The 19406-nt window shown below is 70.9% G+C and carries 19 protein-coding genes; 13 read left to right on the forward strand and 6 right to left on the reverse strand.

The features are described 5' to 3' along the window. The first annotated feature begins 18 nt into the window (after positions 1-18). The 6 genes from ACSNOB_RS21850 (at position 19) to ACSNOB_RS21875 (ending at position 6811) form a co-directional block, all read left to right on the forward strand. Positions 19-486 carry a DUF3307 domain-containing protein gene (locus ACSNOB_RS21850; RefSeq protein ID WP_436688315.1) on the forward strand — a complete coding sequence of 156 codons (468 nt, stop codon included), beginning with the start codon at positions 19-21 and terminating at the stop codon, positions 484-486. Between the two features lie 95 nt (positions 487-581). Then, positions 582-2759 carry a cell division protein FtsK gene (locus ACSNOB_RS21855; RefSeq protein WP_436688316.1) on the forward strand — a complete coding sequence of 726 codons (2178 nt, stop codon included), beginning with the start codon at positions 582-584 and terminating at the stop codon, positions 2757-2759. Positions 2760-2906: 147 nt separating this feature from the next. Further along, positions 2907-3146: a hypothetical protein gene (locus ACSNOB_RS21860; RefSeq protein WP_436688317.1), complete on the forward strand. Its 240-nt coding sequence runs from the start codon at positions 2907-2909 to the stop codon at positions 3144-3146. Next, positions 3143-3445 (forward strand): hypothetical protein, encoded by a 303-nt coding sequence (locus tag ACSNOB_RS21865; RefSeq protein ID WP_436688318.1) that lies wholly within the window; start codon positions 3143-3145, stop codon positions 3443-3445. Before ACSNOB_RS21860 ends, ACSNOB_RS21865 begins: the two co-directional genes overlap by 4 nt. A 37-nt stretch (positions 3446-3482) precedes the next feature. Then, complete coding sequence (locus ACSNOB_RS21870; protein ID WP_436688319.1) at positions 3483-5438, forward strand: DUF3987 domain-containing protein; 1956 nt, start codon at positions 3483-3485, stop codon at positions 5436-5438. A 413-nt stretch (positions 5439-5851) separates the two neighbouring features. Beyond that, positions 5852-6811: a hypothetical protein gene (locus ACSNOB_RS21875; RefSeq protein WP_436688320.1), complete on the forward strand. Its 960-nt coding sequence runs from the start codon at positions 5852-5854 to the stop codon at positions 6809-6811. Between the two features lie 515 nt (positions 6812-7326). On the opposite strand, the gene ACSNOB_RS21880 is transcribed toward ACSNOB_RS21875, so the two are convergent. Continuing rightward, positions 7327-7965 carry a hypothetical protein gene (locus tag ACSNOB_RS21880; protein ID WP_436688321.1) on the reverse strand — a complete coding sequence of 213 codons (639 nt, stop codon included), beginning with the start codon at positions 7963-7965 and terminating at the stop codon, positions 7327-7329. Between the two features lie 72 nt (positions 7966-8037). On the opposite strand from ACSNOB_RS21880, the gene ACSNOB_RS21885 reads away from it, so the two are divergent. Both ACSNOB_RS21885 and ACSNOB_RS21890 read left to right on the forward strand, forming a co-directional pair. Further along, positions 8038-8625: a hypothetical protein gene (locus ACSNOB_RS21885; protein ID WP_436688322.1), complete on the forward strand. Its 588-nt coding sequence runs from the start codon at positions 8038-8040 to the stop codon at positions 8623-8625. 767 nt (positions 8626-9392) lie between these two features. Beyond that, entirely contained in the window at positions 9393-10079 is a 687-nt protein-coding gene (locus ACSNOB_RS21890) for a DUF998 domain-containing protein (RefSeq protein ID WP_436688323.1), read from the forward strand. 535 nt (positions 10080-10614) lie between these two features. Here ACSNOB_RS21890 and ACSNOB_RS21895 read toward each other — a convergent pair. The 3 genes from ACSNOB_RS21895 to ACSNOB_RS21905 all read right to left on the reverse strand — a co-directional run bounded on the left by ACSNOB_RS21895 (position 10615) and on the right by ACSNOB_RS21905 (position 12695). Continuing rightward, on the reverse strand, positions 10615-11613 hold the full coding sequence (locus ACSNOB_RS21895; protein WP_436688324.1) for a hypothetical protein: 999 nt from the start codon (positions 11611-11613) through the stop codon (positions 10615-10617). Further along, on the reverse strand, positions 11607-11936 hold the full coding sequence (locus tag ACSNOB_RS21900; RefSeq protein ID WP_436688325.1) for a PadR family transcriptional regulator: 330 nt from the start codon (positions 11934-11936) through the stop codon (positions 11607-11609). Before ACSNOB_RS21900 ends, ACSNOB_RS21895 begins: the two co-directional genes overlap by 7 nt. 117 nt (positions 11937-12053) lie before the next feature. Further along, on the reverse strand, positions 12054-12695 hold the full coding sequence (locus ACSNOB_RS21905; protein ID WP_436688326.1) for a hypothetical protein: 642 nt from the start codon (positions 12693-12695) through the stop codon (positions 12054-12056). A gap of 211 nt (positions 12696-12906) precedes the next feature. On the opposite strand from ACSNOB_RS21905, the gene ACSNOB_RS21910 reads away from it, so the two are divergent. The 5 genes from ACSNOB_RS21910 to ACSNOB_RS21930 all read left to right on the forward strand — a co-directional run bounded on the left by ACSNOB_RS21910 (position 12907) and on the right by ACSNOB_RS21930 (position 17761). Beyond that, positions 12907-13734, forward strand: coding sequence for a class I SAM-dependent methyltransferase (locus ACSNOB_RS21910; RefSeq protein WP_436688327.1), 828 nt, complete (start codon positions 12907-12909; stop codon positions 13732-13734). Positions 13735-13932: 198 nt separating this feature from the next. Then, positions 13933-15111 carry a sensor histidine kinase gene (locus ACSNOB_RS21915; RefSeq protein WP_436688328.1) on the forward strand — a complete coding sequence of 393 codons (1179 nt, stop codon included), beginning with the start codon at positions 13933-13935 and terminating at the stop codon, positions 15109-15111. Then, complete coding sequence (locus ACSNOB_RS21920; protein ID WP_436688329.1) at positions 15101-16276, forward strand: hypothetical protein; 1176 nt, start codon at positions 15101-15103, stop codon at positions 16274-16276. The genes ACSNOB_RS21915 and ACSNOB_RS21920 overlap by 11 nt, the downstream gene beginning before the upstream one ends. Beyond that, positions 16249-16962 carry a response regulator transcription factor gene (locus ACSNOB_RS21925; protein WP_436688330.1) on the forward strand — a complete coding sequence of 238 codons (714 nt, stop codon included), beginning with the start codon at positions 16249-16251 and terminating at the stop codon, positions 16960-16962. Before ACSNOB_RS21920 ends, ACSNOB_RS21925 begins: the two co-directional genes overlap by 28 nt. Before the next feature lie 73 nt (positions 16963-17035). After that, positions 17036-17761 carry a hypothetical protein gene (locus tag ACSNOB_RS21930; protein ID WP_436688333.1) on the forward strand — a complete coding sequence of 242 codons (726 nt, stop codon included), beginning with the start codon at positions 17036-17038 and terminating at the stop codon, positions 17759-17761. On the opposite strand, the gene ACSNOB_RS21935 is transcribed toward ACSNOB_RS21930, so the two are convergent. Together ACSNOB_RS21935 and ACSNOB_RS21940 are read right to left on the reverse strand one after the other, a co-directional pair. Beyond that, a complete protein-coding gene (locus ACSNOB_RS21935; protein WP_436688331.1) occupies positions 17643-18623 on the reverse strand; it encodes a GlxA family transcriptional regulator in 981 nt (326 codons plus the stop codon). The two genes, ACSNOB_RS21930 and ACSNOB_RS21935, sit on opposite strands and share 119 nt — an antisense overlap. A 4-nt stretch (positions 18624-18627) precedes the next feature. Continuing rightward, positions 18628-19311: an isochorismatase family protein gene (locus tag ACSNOB_RS21940; RefSeq protein ID WP_436688332.1), complete on the reverse strand. Its 684-nt coding sequence runs from the start codon at positions 19309-19311 to the stop codon at positions 18628-18630. Positions 19312-19406: the final 95 nt, after the last annotated feature.

Genomic DNA, 19406 nt, shown 5'->3' on the forward strand with positions numbered 1-19406 from the left:
CCTCGGGAGAGACCACCCATGTTCGCAGATCCCACCGGCCGCCACGCCGCCGCGTTTGCTGCCGTGTTCGTCGCCCTCTACGTCGCTCACCAGGTCGCCGACCACTGGGTGCAGACGCAGCACCAGGCCGATTGCAAGGGCCAGCCCGGCTGGCCGGGCCGCATCGCCTGCGCCACCCACGTCGCCACCTACACCGCCACCGCCGGCTTGGCGCTGGTGTTCCTGATCGCCGGCACCGGCCTGCGGCTCGACCCGTGGGGTGTGGCGGTCGGGCTGACCATCTCGGCGGTCACCCACTACATCGCCGACCGGCGCACCCCGCTTCGCCGGATTGCCGCCGCTCTCGGCTCGGCCGACTTCTACACCCTCGGCGCACCCCGCCCCGGCCGTGACGACAACCCGAGCTTGGGCACCGGGGCCTACGCCCTGGACCAGTCGTGGCACATCGGCTGGCTCTTCATCGCCGCCCTGTTCTGCGCCGCCTGACCACCTGCCCGGCGGCGCGGCCACCTGGCTACCAACCTGCGCCGCGCCGCCGGCCCTTCCCCACCGCCACAACCCCAGATGGAGGAACACCCAACATGACGTCCCCCCGAGACGACGACCGATTCGACTGGCGGGCCGCCGAGCGCGACCTGACCGGAGATGCTCCCGACGCGAACGTGGTCGACCTGGACGCCGCCCGTACCGCCCGCATCAGCGCCGACAGCGATGATGGCGGGCCGGTGCTGGTCGACTCTCCGGCCGCGCAGCGCACGCCGCGGTTCACCCTCGACGGCGTACGCGCCGGTCAGCGGCGCCCGATCCTGCCGGCCTGGCTGCGCTCACGCGCCGAGCTGCGCGACATGATGCGGTGGGCGGTCGGGCACCTTCTGCACACCACCGCTTACCACGCCACCCGCACTCCGAAGTACGCCGGCAAGCTGGCGCTGCGCGCCCCGGCCGGCGCATGGCGGATGCTGTCCGGGGCGACCCGGTGGCTGTTCGACTGGGAAGGCGAGCCGGTCCGGCAGGCCACCGTACGGCGGGAGAACGCCGAGGACTACCTCAAGCTGTCCCGTCAGCGTGACCGGCGAGTGCGGTGGCGTGGCATCGTCGCCACTTTCACCCTCGCCATCGCCCTGGCCGGTGGCGTGGCGGTCGCTCTCGCCCCGGAGTGGGCGCGGTGGGCCGTGCTGGCGCTGCTAGTGACGCTGTGCGGGATGTTCGGTCAGCCGGCCGACAAGCCGCTGCTCGACACCGCCGTGGTCGTGCCTCGGGTCGCCCGGCTCACCTCGGATGTGGTCGTACGCGCCCTGGCCGTACTCGGCATCTCCGGCATCACCCAGGCCATCGCCAAGCAGGGCAACCGCGCTATCGCCTTTACCGCCCCGATCACCCGCGACGGGCCGGGTTGGCGGGCCGACATCGACCTACCGCCGGGCGTCACCGCCGGGGACGTCATCGAGCGGCGCGACCGGCTCGCCGCCGGCCTCACCCGCCCCCTGGGCTGTGTGTGGCCGGAGGGACAGCCGGAGGTGCACCCCGGCCGACTGCTGCTGTGGGTCGGAGATCAGGACATGGCCGCCGCGAAGCCGGCTGCTTGGCCGCTGCTCAAGGCGTCCGGCGGTTTCGACCTCGCCAAGCCGGTGCCGTTCGGCACCGACCCACGCGGCCGGATCATCACCTTCGACCTGCCGTACACGAACCTGCTCATCGGCTCGATTCCCGGCTACGGCAAGACTGCCGCCACGCAGGTTCCCATGCTCGCGGCAGCGTTGGACCCGTACGCGGAACTGTGGTGCTTCGACTTCAAGGGCACCGGCGGACTCGACCCGTTGGAGAAGGTGTCGGCGCGGTATGCGTCGGGGCAGGACGACGACACCGCCGAAGAGGGCTTGATCGCTCTTCGGGAGCTGCGCAAGGAGTGCCAGCGCCGCGCCGCCGTCATCAAGGGCCTACCGAAGGCGGTGTGCCCGGACAACAAGGTCACCCCCGAACTGGCCCGCCGCCGCAAGCTCGGTCTGCACTGGCTCGTTGTCGCTCTGGACGAGGTGCAGGAACTGTTCTCGCACCCGGAGTTCGGCAAGGAAGCCGGAGAGCTGGCCGAGAAGGTCATCAAGCTGGGTCGCGCCCTGGGCGTCATCCTCGTCGTGGCCACGCAGCGGCCGGACGCCAAGAGCCTGCCCACCGGCGTGTCGGCGAACGCGGGTACGCGGTTCTGCCTGCGGGTCATGGGTCAGATCGAGAACGACATGATCCTGGGCACCTCGGCGTACAAGAACGGCATCCGGGCGACCATGTTCGCCAAGAAGGACAAGGGCGTCGGCTACCTCGTCGGCGCGGCCGACGACGCGCAGATCGTGCGCACCTTCTACGTCGACGGCCCCACCGCCGAGAAGATCACCGACCGGGCACGCGCCCTACGCGAAGCAGCCGGCACCCTCACCGGCCACGCCATCGGGCAAGCCGCGCCAACCCCGGCCGTACGCCGGGACACCCTCTTGGACGACATCCTCACCGTCGTTCCCGCGACGGAGCCGAAGGTGTGGGCGGAGACGCTGACGGAGCGGCTCGCCGAGCTGAACGCCGACGCGTACGGGGACCTGACCCGCGATCAGCTGACGGCCGCGCTCAAGCCGTACGGCATCACCACGGGGCAGGTGTGGGGCACCGACCCGGCCACCGGCAAGGGTGCCAACCGGCGCGGCATCGAACGCCAGCACATCGCCGATGCGATCGCGGAGCGTAACAAGCGACGCGGAGACAAAGCCGCCTAACCCGGACAGCCTGTGGTCGCTAGGTCTAGCGGCACCCCCCGCTAGACCTAGCACCCCCGCTAGCAACCAATCCCAGCCCTGGCCAGCGCCCTAGCCACTAGCGGCGTCAGCCCTCCGCACCCTCAAACCGGCTCGTGGAGGCGTTTCGTGACCACCATCGCCCTGCTCGCTAGCCTCACCGCCCTCGGTTACGCGGCGTGGCACCTGATTCTGTGCATCGTCGCCCCGTGGGGACGCTGCCGCCGCTGCCGGGGCCGCCGCAACCACCGCACCGCCATCGGCACCCGACGCGACTGCCGCCGCTGCGAGGGCACCGGCCGCCGCGTCCGTATCGGCCGCCGCATCGCCGAGTACGTCCGCGCCGAGTACCGGGCGGGCAACCGATGAACCGCCGTCCCGGCAGCGAACGGCACACCGGGTGGTGCGCCCGGGACCACCGCTGCAACCTCGGCGAACACCGCTCGGCAGAGATCCTGGTCGACCTGCCCGGCCGTGCCCGGGCCGTCCTCGTCCGCGTGCGGGCAAGCGACGGCCGCGAGCACGCCGAGATCCGCGTACGGGTCGCCCTGGCCGACGTCGACCCGGCCGCCCGCCGCCAGCTCGGCACCCTGCTCGCCGGCCTGCGCGACCTGGTGACCCGCGCCGCCGCGATTCGCCAGCCGCGCTCCGGCCGCGCCGCCGCCTGACTCGCCCTCCCCGACTCACGACAGGAGCACGTCCATCGTGACCCGACCGCCCGCACACGACCACGCCGCCGAGCAGGCCGTGATCGGCGCTGCGCTGCTCAACTCGTCCGTCGTCGCCGACCTCGCCGCGACGCTCACGCCGGCCGACTTCCACCGGCCCGCTCACGGCCGACTGTGGGAAACGCTCTGCGCGATGCACGCCGCCAGCGAACCCGTCGACCCGATCGCCCTGGCCGCCCGACTCGCCGCAACCGGCGACCTCGCCAAGGTCGGCGGCGCCCCGTACCTCCACACGCTGATTGCCGCCGTGCCCACCACCGCGAACGCAGGTCACTACGCCCGAATCGTCGCCGACCACGCCCGGCGCCGCCAGGTCGCCAACCTCGGCGTCTACTTCGCCGAGAAGGTCGAACAGGGCGCCGACGTTGCTGACATCCTCGCCACCGGCCGCGCGATGCTCGACCACGCCGCCACCGGCACCCAGTGGGCGCCACTGATCCCGCTCGGCGACCGCCGACACCTCCCCGAGTTCCCGGCCTACGTGCTGCCCGAATGGGTCGCCGAGCACGTCTACGCCGTCGCCGAGTTCACCCAAACCCCCGTCGACCTCGCCGGCTGCATCGCCCTCGCCGCCCTGTCCACCGCCGCCGGGGGCCGCGCCGAAGTGGAGGTACGCGGTTCCTGGCGCGAACCGACAAACCTGTTCACCGTCGTCGTGCTGCCGCCGGGCTCCCGCAAGTCGGCCGTGTTCGCGGCAATGACCGGACCGCTGCTCGCTGCGGAGAAGGCCCTTGTCGAGCGGACGAAGCCGGCGATCGTGGAGGCCGAACTTGCTGCGCGCGTGGCCGGTAAGACGGCGGAGAAAGCCGCTATCGCCGCCGCGAACGCCGATGCGTCAGGCCGGGACACTCTGCTTGCCGAAGCGACCGCTGCCGCGATGAGCGCCGACGCCGTGACCGTGCCCGTCCTGCCGCAACTGGTCGCCGACGACGTCACCAGCGAGGAAGCCGCGTCCCTGCTCGCCGAGCAGGGCGGACGCCTCGCCGTCCTCTCGCCGGAAGGCGGCATCTTCGCCACCATCGCCGGCCGCTACTCCGGCACCCCCAACCTGGAGGTCTTCCTCAAGGGCCACGCCGGAGACATGCTGCGCGTCAACCGCCGCTCCCGCGCCCCCGAACACGTCGAACACCCCGCCCTCACCCTCGGCCTGGCCGTGCAACCCGACGTGCTGCGCGACATCGCCGACATGCCCGGCTTCCGAGGCAAAGGACTGCTGGCCCGCATCCTGTTCAGCCTGCCCGAGAACACCGTCGGCCACCGGAAGATCGGTGCCGACCCGGTACCCGAACCCATCGCCACCGCCTACGCCGCCAACCTCGGCGCCCTGGTCGCCAGCCTCGCCGAATGGACCGACCCGGCAGTGCTACCGCTCACCCCGGAAGCCAACGAACGGGTGTTGGACATCGAACGCGCCGTTGAGCCACGCCTCGCCCCCGGCGGCGCGTGGGGACACGTCGTGGACTGGGGCAGCAAATACACCGGCGCAGTGGTCCGCCTCGCCGGGCTGATCCACCTCGCCGAACACCTGCGCGACGGCTGGGGCAAGCCAGTCACGGCCGAGACCATCGAGCGGGCCGCACTGCTCGGCGAATACTTCGCCGCTCACGCCCTGGCCGCGTTCGATGACATGGGCACCGACAAGAGCAAGCGCTACGCCCGGCTCGTGCTCGCTTGGATCGAACGCACCGGCTCGACCACCTTCACCAAGAAGGAGCTGTACCGGGCCGTCCGCAGCCAGATCCCCACCGCCGCCGACCTTGACCCTGTGCTGTCGCTGCTGGAGATCCACGGGTACGTGCGCCAGCTCGACCCACCGGCCCGGACCGGAGCGGGACGGCCACCGTCGCCCGCGTTCCTCGTCCACCCCGACGTACACCAGACCACCGGCACCATCCACGCCCTACCCGCGACGACAGGCCGCAGACCCGCGTAAGCCGCTGGTCTAAATGGCCGCAATGGTAGAAATCCGCTCATAGCGGGGTTTCTGCCATTGCGGCCATTTAAGCCATCACCAGGGTGTCGCCCTTGGCATCCCCCGCTGTCGCACAGTGGCGACCACTCGCGTCGCCCTGATGATGACAGGCCGTTACGCCGGGCAGCGCTCCTGTGACCGCCATTGGTATCTTGCCTGCCATGAGTCGCGGGCGACGGGGCGGTAGTCGGTCGCGACGATGGGCGGCCTCGGAAGAAGGTCGTGCAAGGACGATTGCGGACCACATCGAGCGGGTCGGCCGGTTCCAGCAGTCCGTATTCCTGAAAGGAATTCCACGCCTCACCTTCGAGGTTGACGCGTGACGACACCAAAAATGGGCTCAACGAGCCGGAGGGGTTAGGTAATAGCTCAAGGTGAAGCTCATAGAGATAGAAGAATGGGCTAGACGCATAGTCAAGCGCATCGACAGCGTCGGGCAGATCGAAGATAGCCGCGTAGAACTCAAACGGGATTGGCCCAAAGAGCACAGTAAAGCCGCTCGCCGTATTGCCGGCCACTGCAACGCTAACGCGGGCGAAGCACTGCTCTGGCTCATCGGCGTTGACGAAAACAGCGGGGTTATTGGAGTTGCTGCACAAGAAATGGCCGACTGGTGGCCAGCGGTGCGGGCGAAATTCGATGGGATGGCACCGCCAGTAAGAGATGTGGTTGTCAACTTCGGGGGCATTGACGTCGTAGCTCTCCTTTTCGACGCAGGTCGTGCGCCGTTTGTAGTTAAGAACCCACAGCACGGGTTGCAGGGTGGTGGTTCGGTAGAGGTCGAGGTTCCTTGGCGGGATGCAACAACCGTAAGGTCGGCCAAGCGGGACGATCTCGTTCGGCTTCTTGTGCCACGGCAGGCACTTCCTCAAGTGAGCGTAGTAGCCAGTGTCGCCAACCTTGAACCACGACAAGGGCATATGTCGTTCCACTGCTCCCTTGTCGTATATGCCGTGGTGCCGATGGGACAGACCGTAGTCTTACCAGATCACCAGACGTCTGGTGTTGCGCGAATCGGCGCAGAAACTATAGAACTCGACATCGATCTGGTTGCGAAGAAGGATGACGGCTTGCATTTCCCAGGTCGACGCGCCGAAGATCGCCGCGTCCACACAGTACTTCAGGGGGATAACCAAGTCATCCTAGAAGGCCCTGGTTTCTTTCGCGTGATTGGAAGGGCGAATATTAAATCCCCTCCTGTAGATTGCGAGCAACTTACCATCAATGCCACCATTCGACCTGCAGGCAATGAACTCTCCTTCCCCATTGATGCATCCATGAGCTTCTCTGAACACACCTCCGATGTTGAACATTACGAGTTCCACTGGCGTTAGAAATCAAGATCACCCCTAGCTATACGTTCTTTAGGTTAGCGGCTACAGCAGTCCTTTGAATCTGCCTGCCATCGCCCGCCCTTGTGGGGAGCGGACCGCCGTCCGGCCCGCCACATCCAAGAGACGGCCTTAACGGCTCGTACGAACACTGGCGGACTGGGCGGTGGTCTGCTCGGCGCCCGGATCGACGCCGCGCGGGATAACCCTCTAAGAGCGCGACCCGCCAAGCGAGCCCCCGGGCGCCCTGGCGCCCCGCCGGAAGCGCAATGACCGCAAGTCCGTGATGGCTGCCAGTTCGCCGACGCGGCCGAAGCGCTTCCCTACGCCGGGAAGCTTGCGGCCGCACGGCTTAGCTAGCCTAGCCGGCGGGACGCTCCACCTTCGGGCTCCCTGTGCCATAACGTCTCGCTCAAAAGCTCTGTGCGGCTGCTCTGCGCTCGCCTCGGAACGGTCGGGGATTCGGGGCAGGCGGAGGGGCAAGCTCCGCATTTTATCCAGCACTACAAAAACCTAAGTCACACGTTCCACGTGTCGCGACTCTGCTTGCCTCGCTTAACAAAAGATCGCGCCGAGTTCAAGAGGGTTGCGACTAGGTATATTGCGGAAGCGGCCAAGCTTGCCTTGCCCGCGAAGCCCCATAAGCTACCAATTACAGCAGCAGTCAAGGCTAAAGTTAGGGCGCCATCAAAGTATAGGCGCCAGTTGAAAGTGCCACTCAGGCCAACCGTCGCACGCAGCCCTATGCGAGCTGCCATAAACCACGAGTAACCCGCACCTAGGCGCGAATGCAAGTGTTCAACCACTGTACGCTGCTGAACATCCGTCATCGGCGGGATGACAATTGCCATATAGGATTGCTCATCCAATAACTCATCAAACGGGTACTTAATCACACCCTCTAAGCTGGCATCAATCACATCACCGCCCCCCACCGAGGTCGCTACGTGACTTAAAGGGCTATCAGTAACGTACATAACAGCCCAACTCAATCGAGAATTTAGTGGGTGCATGAAAATAATCGCCGCCGCAGGAGGCGATTCGGGGAAGTTTGACCTGCTTGCCAAACAAAGTCGGCCGCTCGCAAGAAGATGTGCCGGGTTGTACCTCTTCCAGCCCTTGCTATAGCACAGGTAGTCCCACGCTGCGCAGATCATCCAGACCTCGCCTGTCCATTAAAGGCCGATAGCGGCATCGCTCGGATTGTTCTATGCTGTACTGTATACACTGTGGACTGGTTGACTAACAACTTGAACGGCTGGGCGGCTGAGGCGGTTGGCGCATCCATCGGCGGACTATTTGCGGTGGCATCGGCAGTTGCTGCAATCTTGCTGACACGCCGCGCCGACCGCAAGAAGTTGCTTGAGGAAGCTAGCTTAAGAGCCGTAGAAAGCGTCTATGCGTGTCTGATCAATTTTTCGAAAGAGATCGATTCCGCACCTCAGGTCAACGCTTCAATTTTAAGAAATGCCTGGGAAAAGGCGTGGCTGACAGTACTCTCCAATGGGCCAGCTGTAATAGACGAGGAAGTATTTGACCATGTCCTAGCGGTTAGCGGCATAATAGAGCAATGCCTCGTTGCGCTGGAAGGTCGATCGAGATACGCAGCCGGTTCTACCGCCGCCGTCCCAGACGTCAGGGCTGAAGCACGCGGCGATATTGAGTACGGCGTACTGATTCAGACCTGCACGGAGGACCTAATCAAGCGTCTAGCCCTCTGGCGCCGATCGTTCGCATGGAACACGAGAAGCGCTACCGCCAGCATCGCCGTTTACGAAGAGAGGCTGCAAACGCTCATGAGCCATTCACAAATCTAGAGGCTACGGCGAGGCCGTCCCCGGGTTCGCAGACCCAGGGTCCTCCTCGCAGCTTATCGGCCGGCTGTCCTGCAACGGCACTGGCGCCGCCGTGACGAGCTGGCCTCGCATGGGCTCCCGCGTCCTCCGGCAGTCGGGCGAGTGCCCCCGGGCACGCCAGGGATTGCGGCCTCAGCATCGGAAACCAGCCGACACCAGGCAGCCGATAGCCAGCCCCACCAACGGCCGGCTTTACAGAGCGTTACTACACCTCGATGCACCCGACCTCGTCAACCTGGCCAGCCGTGGAGCTATTCGTGGTGCGAAATGCAGGCCATCAAGGAAAGTCGAGCACACCAGGGAAGCAGTTTGTGCAGCCAAAGCAGCCACTGAAACCAGGGATCAAGAGGTGAATGCCACTTCTAATCCCAAGGCCGCAGGTTCGAATCCTGCCGGGCGCACCACCATCGCAGCAGTTCAGCGGCTTCCCGCCTTCCGCCGGAACGATCAACACACCCCCCGTACAGCCATTCGTACAGCCAAGTCATCCGAAGAGGGTGCTTAGCGGCCTCGTCAACAGCGGCCCGCTCGATCTCCGGTAGGACGTGGGCGTAGGGCCGTAATCCTGCCACCGTCCGCCAACTGATCTTCGACACCTCAGCGCGCTGATCGCCGCAGAAGAGACATCGGATACCGAGCAGCGGCACGACCCGTTCGCGGCATCGGATTGATCGCAGCGTTGTCAACCCTGGTTGACGCGTTGATGCATGTCAACTACGGTTGACAACATGACGACGTTGACGTACGTAGCCGCTGCCGCCCCTGAGCGGCCACCCTTCCGCCCCAGTCGGCTTCTCATCGCCGGTTTGCTCGTCGGTCCTCTCTTCACCGCGGCATACCTGGTAGAAGGCGCCTTCAAAGGCCATGGGTACTCCCAACTTCGCCACCCGATCAGCTCTCTCGCCCTCGGGCCACAGGGCTGGCAGCAGATCGCGAACTTCGTCATCTGCGGCATGCTGGTGGTGCTGTTCTCAATCGGCCTTCGCCGGAATCTGCGTCCCGGCTCGGGTGCGCTGGCCGTGCCGCTGCTGGTGGCCGTGTGGGGCGTGGGCCTGATTGGCGCCGGGATCTTCGTGACCGACCCCGTGGGCGGTTATCCCACGGCCGCAACTCCAGTCACCTGGCAGGGCCGGTTGCACGATCTGGCCTTTTCGCTGCCCGCCTTCGCCGCGCTGGCCCTCGCCATGCTGACCGCGAGCGTCGCGTTCGCGCGTCGTCGATCGGGCTGGTTCGCACTGTATTCGGCGCTAAGCGGGGTGGCGTTCGCCGTGCTGTTCGTCCTCGCGACGATGGGTTTCGCCGACCTCGAACCGTGGAACTCCGGCGCAGGGCTGTGGCAGCGGCTGTGCGTGTCTGTCGGCTGGCTGTGGCTTGTCCTCCTGGCTGCGAACCGCCGCCGTCGAGCGACCCGCTGACCCGACGGTCGTATGCACTCTCGTCGGCATGACAGGACGTTGGTCGGCCGCTAACCTGCCGCCCCTCGATCGCCGGGCCCTGTCGCACGTCAGTTGTCGGATCACATAGCGCCGCGTCGCAGATTGCCGAATCGCGGAGGGATCGGTGCAAGAAGCCGGTCGGCCCTAGCAGCGGCCTTACTCGACGCCTTGGACTGGCGTACTCACTAGCTGGAACCAGCCATCCGCGATCTTCTCCTAATCCCAAGGCCGCAGGTTCGAATCCTGCCGGGCGCACAAGACACTGGCCGGCCCGGTCCATGAACCGGCCGAGGACCGGCGTCGCCACCGCGCCCGCGAAGACGTACGCCCGGCGACGACGCCGGCATCGGCGAATCCCGACCGGGACTGCACCAGCAGGACGATGCGAGGGAGGACATCGCTGTCGGCAGCCGACCCACGAGGCCCGCCACGGTGACCGTGCCCGCGTCCGGACTGCGCCACCACACGGAGTAGGCCGTCAGCCCACCGGGGATGCAGGCATCCGCACGACCGATCAAGCGGGCTGCGGGTCGGCGGTCTCCGCGCCGTGGACGCCGCCACGGTGGCCGGTCCGCCTTCCGGCGAGGAGGAACGCCACGCCGAACGCGGCGACCGCGAGCAGGACGTGCGGGTAGGAGCTGACGAAGAAGATCACCCCGCGGGCGGAGTGGAAGCTGTCCGCTCCCGCGTCGGCGGCGGTCTCGAACGGGTGGGACGGCACCAGCCACTGGGCGAACCACTTCCACGCCTCGGTCCGCGGGGCGGTGGCCGAGCCGAACTGCGCGAACGTGCCGGCGGTGACCGCCACCGCGGCCACCGTGACCGCGCCGAGGAACCCGGGGACCACGCGACGACGGCCGGCCTGACGCAGCAGGCCGGCGACGGCCGCGAAGCAGAGCAACCAACCGACCCAGCTCGTCACCATGCCGTACGGCTGGCTGCCGAACTGGTAGCCCATGGTGGGCACGGAATGACCGCCGCCCACGGCGTCGAACAGGAACCCGACGCCCACCCAGGCCGCGACAACGGCGATCAGGCACAGGCCCAACGACATCGGTCGTACCGCCGGCGCGGACCGCCGGCCGACCAGCCACCCGGCGAGCGCGGCCACGACGACGGGGACGAGGGCGATGGCGCCGACGAGGAGCCGGGCGGTGAGGCCGCCGTCGTCGATGATCGGCCGGTCGCCCTCGGCCTGTACCTGGTAGACGCCGTACCAGGCACGCTGGAGCAGGCTGAGGCCGACCAGGTAGGCCGACAACGCCGCCGCGACGGCGACGATCCGTCTCGCGCCGAACGGCGCGTACGGGACGGCGCCCGGGGTGGCCGCGAGGCTCCCGCTGAAGGCGAGCATGCGCCAGTGGCGAACGACGGAACGGGCGGTGTCGTCCCGGGCGATGGTGGCGACCTCGGCAGACCATTCGCGCATCAGGTCGGCGCGTTGCTCCGCCGGCCACCGTCGCGCCGCGAGGCTGAGCAACCAGTGGACCAGCGGGTTGACCACGGTCACCACGCGGGTCTCGCCTGGGCCGGGGCGGTGGCGTCCACGATGGCGGTGCTGGCGCGCAGCTCGGCCAGCACCGCCCGGGCGTGGGTGACGCCCTCGGCGGTCAGCTGGTAGTAGCGCCGGACCGGCCGGCCCGCCTCGGCCGGGTCTTCGTCCTCCCACCGGGCGGTGAGCCAGCCCGCCTCCTGGAGCCGGGCGAGCACCGGATAGAGGGTTCCGCTGGCCACCCCCGTCTGCTGCATCAGTCGCAACCCGTAGTGCTCGCCGTCCGGCTCGTTGAGCAGCACGGCGAGCACCTTGGCCACCGGAACAGTGATCCTCACTCCCATGCTCGGAACTCTACATAGACCCTAGCGCGAATGTCTACATAGGGTAGAGCCCAAGTCCACGCCATCCCGGGACGGGAGCGCGGACCGGCTCGGCGTGACCAGACCCGCGTCTGGCGGTCAGCGGAGCCGGACGTCGAGGTCGGGGAAGTCGTACCAGCTCAGCACGAAGGACGACCCGGTCCGGGGGACCGTCGGGTAGACGGCCCAGCTGTCCACCTGCTCGCCCGGCTTGATGCTGAAGGACTCGCCGGCCCGGGTCGCGGCGCACCAGGTCCGCTCGGGGCGCACGGCCCGGCCGTCCGGCAGGGTGACCTGGGAGGAGACCAGGTCGACGGCGACCGTCGGGCAGCTCACCGGCCACGCGACCGACGAATCGTTGCGGTACCTGATGTTCAGCCGCAGCCTGCCACCTGTGGTCTCGGCGCTGAGCAGCGTGACGCTCATCGAGGCCCGGTCGTAGATGACCTTGTCGAGCCGGTACGTCCGGGGCGCGGGCTGCTCCCCCGACGACTCCGACGGGGCCGGCGACTCCGACCGAGCCGGCGACTGCGACTGGGCTGGTGACTGCGACCGGGCCGGTGACCCGGAGGGGCCCCGCCCGGCGTCACCGGATCCGGGCGCGGGGCGGCCGGTGACGGCGGTGGGGTCGGCCTGCCGGGATGCGCTGCGGTCGGCCAGGTAGGCGCCGCCGAGGGCGCCGACGACGGCGAGGCTCGCCGTCACCACGATGACACCCAACAGACCCACGTACCTCTTCACGGTCGCTCCCGGCGGGTGAGGCGGCGATGGCGCGAACGTAGCACCGACGTCGAAATGGACGGTGCCGGCCGCTTCCCCGCCACCGAGGCCGGTCGGCCCTCGCCACCGAGGCCGGTCGGCCCTCGCCACTGCTGCCGTCCGACCTCGCCACCAAGGCCGGCGACCGACAAATCGGTGTGCCAGCGCCGCGGGAAGCGGCCAGCATCGACGGATGACGGAATCGCGACCGGCGGAGCCGGACATCGTGCGCTACTACACCGACGTCTTCGTGGAGGCGGACCGGCTGGAGCGCACGCCGCTCGGGCGGCTGGAGGGCCTGCGTACCCGTCAGGTGCTGACCCGGCTGTTGCCGGCGACACCCGCGACGGTGCTGGACGTCGGCGGCGGCCCCGGCGCGTACGCGGGCTGGCTGGCGGCGGCCGGCCACCGGGTGCACCTGGTCGACCTGGTCCCCGCGCACGCGGCAGCAGCCCGCCGCGCCTGCCCGGCGGTGCGCGCGACCGTCGGCGACGCCCGACGGCTGCCGCTGGTCGACGGCTGCGCCGACGTGACCCTGCTGCTGGGGCCGCTCTACCACCTGACCGCGCGCGCCGACCGGGTCGCGGCGCTACGCGAGGCTGCCCGGCTGACCCGACCCGGCGGCCTGCTGGTCACGGCGACCATCAGCCGCCAGGCGCCGCTGATGGACCTGATCCGACAAGGCCGGGTGGACGACCGGACCCGCCCCGCCCACCTCCGCACGTACGCGACCGGCGTCAACGACGCGGGCGGCTTCACGACCGCCTACTTCCACCGGCCCGCCGAGGTGCTCGACGAGTTCGCGGCGGCCGGGCTCCCCCGGCCCGACCTGTACGGCGTCGAGGGTCCGCTGTGGCCGTTGCTGGACGCGACGGGCGGGCCGGAGTCCGACGGGCCGCTGTTCGCGGAGGTGCTGCACTGCGCGACCGTCTTCGAGCGCGACCCGGAGGTCAGCGGCGCCAGCGCGCACCTGCTGGCGGCGACACGGCTCGGCGCCGACCATCCGGCGGGCGACGGGTGACGGCACCAGCCCTCGGCGCCGCCGGGTGACGGCACCGGCACCTGGCGCCGACCGGCGGGGAACCGAACGGGTTGACGGATCGGCGACACGACGCGCACCCACGGTGATCCCGGGTCGGCCCTCGTGTTATTCTCCGGCGTCGATCTCCGCCGCGCGGACCCGGATCGGGTCGTTGTCGCAGAAGGACGCCTCTCCCCGATGCCGGCCGTTGCCGCTCCGAGCACGTCGCCGACCCTGCTGGACACACCGGCCGGCGGCGCGTTCACCCTCATCTTCACCCGGCTGCCCGCGCTGCTCCGCCTGACGTGCGGCCTGGTCGGCGCGGTGGTCGCCCTGTCGGTGCGCACCCCGCCGGTCGAGCCGGCGCTGCTCGTGCCGGCCGTCGCGGCGCTGACCGCCTGGTCGGTCTGGTACGCGTACCGCGCGCTGCGGCACGGCATCGGCGGCCTGCTGGTGGCCGGCGACGTGGTCTCGACCGCCGCCGCGTGCCTGGCGATCCCGGTGCTGGTGGCGCCCGAGGTGCTGCCCGGCGAGGGGAGCTGGGTCGCGGTGCTGGCCAGCACCACGGTGATCAACGCGCAGGCCACCGCCCCGGCGCGCTGGTCGGTGCCGGCCGGGCTGCTGGTGACCGTCGCGTACGCGGTCGGCGCGCACGCCGCCGGCAACCCTGACGAGGCCACCGCGCACGCGGCGACGCTGTTGGTGCAGACCGCCTGCACGGCGCTGATGACCGCGATCATGCGCCGCCGGATCGGCCGGGCCGACGCCGCCTTCGTCGCGCACCAGCGGCTCACCGGGGAGGCGCTGGTCGCCCGGACCGCCCGGGAGGCGGAGCGGCGGCAGAACCGGGACCTGCACGACACCGTGCTGGCCACGTTGACCATGGTGGGGCTGGGCGCGGTCGCCGGCCCCTCCGCCGCCCTGCGCGAGCGGTGCGCCGCCGACCTGCGCACCCTCACCGCGCTGGCCGACGCGCGGTCCGCGCCCGCCGACGGGCCGGTGCCGCTCGACGAGCGCCTGCGGGCCGTCCGGGCGCGGCTGCCCGAGCTGTCCGTAGCCGCCGAGCTGGCGCCCTGCGCGGTGCCGGCGCCGGTGGCCGAGGCGCTCGCCGAGAGCGCCTACGCCGCGCTGTCCAACGTGGCCCGGCACGCGCGCGGCGCGACCGCCGCGCTGCGGCTGGCCCGGGTCGCCGGCACCGTCGTGGTCGAGGTCGCCGACGACGGTCCCGGCTTCGACCCGGCCGCCGTCCCGGCGCACCGGTACGGCCTGCGCGAGTCGGTACGCGGCCGGATGTCCACGGTGGGCGGGCGCGCCCAGGTCAGCTCGCGCCCCGGCGCGGGCACCCGGATCCGGTTGGAGTGGCCCGGTGGCGACTGAGACGACGCTGCCGGCCACGGCGGTGCCGGCCCCGCGTACCCCCGAGGGCGGCGGGACCCCGGCGGACCCGGCGGCGGCCGTGGCGAACGCCTCGGACCGCGGCGCCCGGCTCGTCGCGGTGGTCATCGCGCTGGCGTGGCACGCGGCGATCGCGCTGCCCGCGGTGCTGGGGGCCCGGGCGGAGCTCGCCGCGCCGACGGTGGTCCTCGCCGGCTGGCTGCTCGTCGCGGCGACCGGGGTGCTGGCCGGCGTGCGGCTGCTGCGCGACGCGCCGCTGCCGGCCTGGCCGGTGGCCGCGCTGCTGCTGGCGGTGGACGCGGCGGTCTTCGGCGCGGCCGGCGAGCGGCAGCTCTTCACCGCCGCGAACTGGGCGTGGGGCACGCTCGGCTGGTTCTTCGTGCTGGCGGTCTGGGGCCGGCGGGTGGCCGGGCTGCTCGCCCTGCTGGGCGCGCACTCGGCGATCGCGCTGGCGGCGGTGCTCGCCCACGGCGCGACCGCCCCCGCCGACCTGGCCCGGTACGCGATGTACGTCTACGGCACCGCGACGCTGCCGGTGGCCGTCTTCGTCGGCGCCACGACGATCGCCGCGCTGGCCCGGCAGCGGGCCGGCGCGGCGGCGGCGGCCCACGCGGCGACCGCCGAGCGGGACGCGGCCGAGCTGGCCCGGCGGGAGCGGCGCGAACGCCTCGCGCTGGTCAGCGGCGCCGCCGAGGCGGTGCTCACGGAGCTGGCCGATGGTCGGGCCGACCCGGCGGACCCGGACGTGCAGCGGCGGGCCGTGCTGGCCGCCGCCCGGCTGCGCCGCCTCATCGCCGAGTCGGACGACGTGCCGGACCCGCTGCTACACGAGCTGCGGGCCGCCGCCGACCTGGCCGAGCGCAACGGGCTGCCGATCGACCTGGTGGCGATCGGCAACCCGCCGCCGCTGCCGGTCGAGGTGCGCCGCCGGCTGGCCGACCCGCTCACCGCGGCGCTGGCCGACGCCCGGGGTTGGGCCCGGCTGACCGTGCTCTGCGGCCCCGACGAGGTGGCGGTCAGCCTGGTCACCCCCGATCGGGACGGCCCGGACACCGGCGGGCCGCCGGCCGACGACGGCGGGCCGGTGGAGCACCTCTACGAGCGGGACGGGGAGATCAGATGGACGCAGACCCGGTGGCGGCGGTGAGCGGCGGGCGGCCGGTCGGCGTGGCGATCGTGGACGACCACCCGGTCGTCATCGAGGGGGTCCGCGCCTGGCTGGCCACCGAGCCCCGGCTGACCGTGCTGGCGACGGGCGACGACCCGGACGCGGTGCTGCGGGCCGCGCCCGCCGCCGACGTGCTCCTGCTCGACCTGCGGCTGCACGGGCGGATGGCGCTCGACAAGCTCGCCGAGCTGAGCGCGGCCGGCCGGCGGGTGGTGGTCTACTCCGAGCACACCGATCCGGAGACGATGCTCGCCGCGCTGGACGCGGGGGCGGTGGCGTTCCTCGCCAAGCACGAGGGGCGGGAGCACTGCGTGGCCACCGTGCTCGCCGCCGCCAGCGACCGCCCGTACGTGCCGCCCGCGCTGGCCGGGGCGATCGTGGGTGACCCGCGGCCCGACCGTCCCGCCCTGTCCGACAAGGAGCGTGAGGCGCTGCTGCTGTGGTTCCAGTCGATGTCGAAGGCGTCGGTGGCCCGCCGGATGCGGATCAGCGAGCACACCGTCAAGCAGTATGTCGACCGGGCGCGGATCAAGTACACCCGTGCGGGGCGGCCGGCCGCCACGAAGGCGGCGCTGCTCGCCCGGGCGATCGAGGACGGCCTCGTCCGCCCGGAGGAGATCGGCATCTACCGGTCACAGGCGGCGCACGACCGGCCGACCCCCTAACGGGCGTCATGACAGCCGGTCGCGGGTCGGCGACGCTCGTGGTGAGATGCCGTCTGCACCGGAGGTCATGACGATGCACGATGACGCGTCCCCCTTCTTCATCGCCCCGCACCGCTTCGACGGGACCGACGACGACGCGCCGGTGCTGGACCGGCGGCACGAGGTGGTGCCCGAGGCGGGCGAGCGGGTGCTCTCCCGGCACCGGCTGCACGCCTCCGGCCACCTGCTCGGCCCGACGGAGGCGCGGCGGCGGTGGACGCTGCCCGCGCCGGTGGCGGTCACCGTCACCGACCGGCGGATCGCGTACGTCGGGGGCGGGCCGCAGCTCGCCCTGGTCGGCGGGGTGGGCGACGGGGCCCGGCACCGCCGCGGCGTACGGCTGCCGGGTCTGGTCAGCGGTCAGATCCGCTGGCAGTGGCCGTCCCGGCTGGAGCTGCTGCCGGCCGGGCCGGACCGGCCCTGTCGGCTGCTGGTGGTCTGCGACGCGCTGCGCACCATCCAGCAGCCGGCCCTCGGCCTCGCCGGTCCCGCCGGGGAGATCGCCGAGCTGGCGAGCCGGGTGCGCCGCGCGGTGGCCGGGTTCCGGCTGGCCCACCCCGAGCTGGTGGACCTCTCGCCGCCCGAGCGGGACGTGCTGGCGGTGCGGGCCGCGGCGGTGTTCTCCGCCGGCGACGCCCGGATCACCCTGCCGGGGTCGCTGCCGGTGGAGTTCCACTCCCGGGACGACTACTACCGGCGGGAACGCGCCGACCGGGGGCGGCACGGGCCCGCAACCGGCGCAGCATCCGGGCATCGGTGAAGCCGACCGTGCGGGCGGCCGCCTCTACGGTGGCGCCGTGCCCGATGAGGTGCTCGGCGCGTTCCACCCGCAGCAGTTGCTGGTAGCCGAGCGGGGTCAGCCCGGTGGCCTGTCGGAACAGCCGGGTCAGCGTCCGCCCGGCCACCCCGCCCGCGGCCGCGAGGTCGGCCAGCGGCAGCGGCTCGGCGAAGTGGCGGTCGATCAGGTCCTGCACGCGGTGCACCGCGTCGGACGGGTGCGAGCGGTGCCGCATCATCGCGCTGGCCTGCTGCTCGTGGCCGTTGCGCCGGGAGTGGACGACGAGGTTGCGGGCGATCCGGGCCGCGGTCGCCGGGCCGTGCCGGGTCGCGACCAGGTGCAGCGCCACGTCGATGCCGCTGGCGATGCCGGCCGAGGTGACCACCCGCTCGTCGACCACGTAGAGCACGTCGCGGACCACGCGCGCCGCCGGGAAACGGCGGGCCAGCTCGTCCTGCACCTCGTGGTGCGTGGTGCAGCGGCGACCGTCGAGCAGGCCGGCCCGGCCGAGGGCGTACGCCCCCGCGCAGACGCTGGCGACGGTGCCGCCGGCGGCGTGGTGGTCGGCCAGCCGCCGCAGGTCGTCCGGCCCGACCGGCCCCTGCGGCCCGTGCGCGCGGGGCCGCCATCCGGGCACGATCACCAGGTCGTCGCGGGTCAGCTCGGGCCACGCCAGCCCGGCCACCAGCGGTACGCCCTGCACGGTCGGCACGACCTCCTGGTCGGCGACGTAGTGCAGTCGGTAGTCGTACCCGAGGTCGGCGGCGGTGGAGAAGACCTGGGCCGGCCCGGCGAGGTCCAGCAGGTGCAACTGCGGGACGAGCAGGAAGACGACCCGGGTCACCGGCTCAGCCCCGCGCGCCGGCCGGGACGGCGTCGACCGGGACCGGGGTGGCCGTGGTGCCGCCGGCCGGGACCGGGGTGGCCGTGGTGCCGCCGGCCGGGACCGCGCCGGTCACCTCGGCGACGGTGCGGACGGCGGCGAAGCGGCCGGCGAGGGCGTACTCGGTGCGGGCGATGATGTCCTCGTTCGACAGGGTGCGCGCGTCGGCGAGGATCTCCGCCAGGGTGGCGGTGGCCGGCAGGTCCCGGTGCGGCGTCGGGAAGGTGACGGTCGCGTCCGTCACGAAGGTCACCTCGTAGCCGAGGTCGCAGCCGAGCCGGGCGGTGGTCTCGACGCACTGCTCGGTGCGGATCCCGCAGACGGTGATCTCGCGGATGCCCGCCATCGTCAGGAGCTGCTGGAGGTTGGTGGTCGTGAAGGCGTTGTGCGACGTCTTGACCAGCGTCGGCTCCCCCGGGGCCGCCGCCAGCCCCTCGATCAGCCGGACGTGCCCGCCCGCCGGGTCGAAGACGCCGCCGCTGCCCGGCTCGGCGTGCAGGACCCAGACGACCAGGTCACCGCGCCCCCGGGCCGCGTCGACCAGCCGGCCGACCTGGCCGACGATGCCGGGGTTCGAGGCGTACGCCCAGATCGGACGCTGCCGGAAGGACTCCTGGACGTCGATGACGACGAGTGCTGCTCTGCTCATGCCATGAAGCCTGGCCCGGCGGACGCCGGCGCGGCAGACACGATCCTGCCCCACACCGGACCGATCCGGCCACTCCCGCGCCCCACTTCCCACCC

It is taken from the genome of Micromonospora sp. URMC 106, from assembly GCF_051386395.1.
In the GTDB taxonomy this organism is placed as follows: Bacteria; Actinomycetota; Actinomycetes; order Mycobacteriales; family Micromonosporaceae; genus Micromonospora.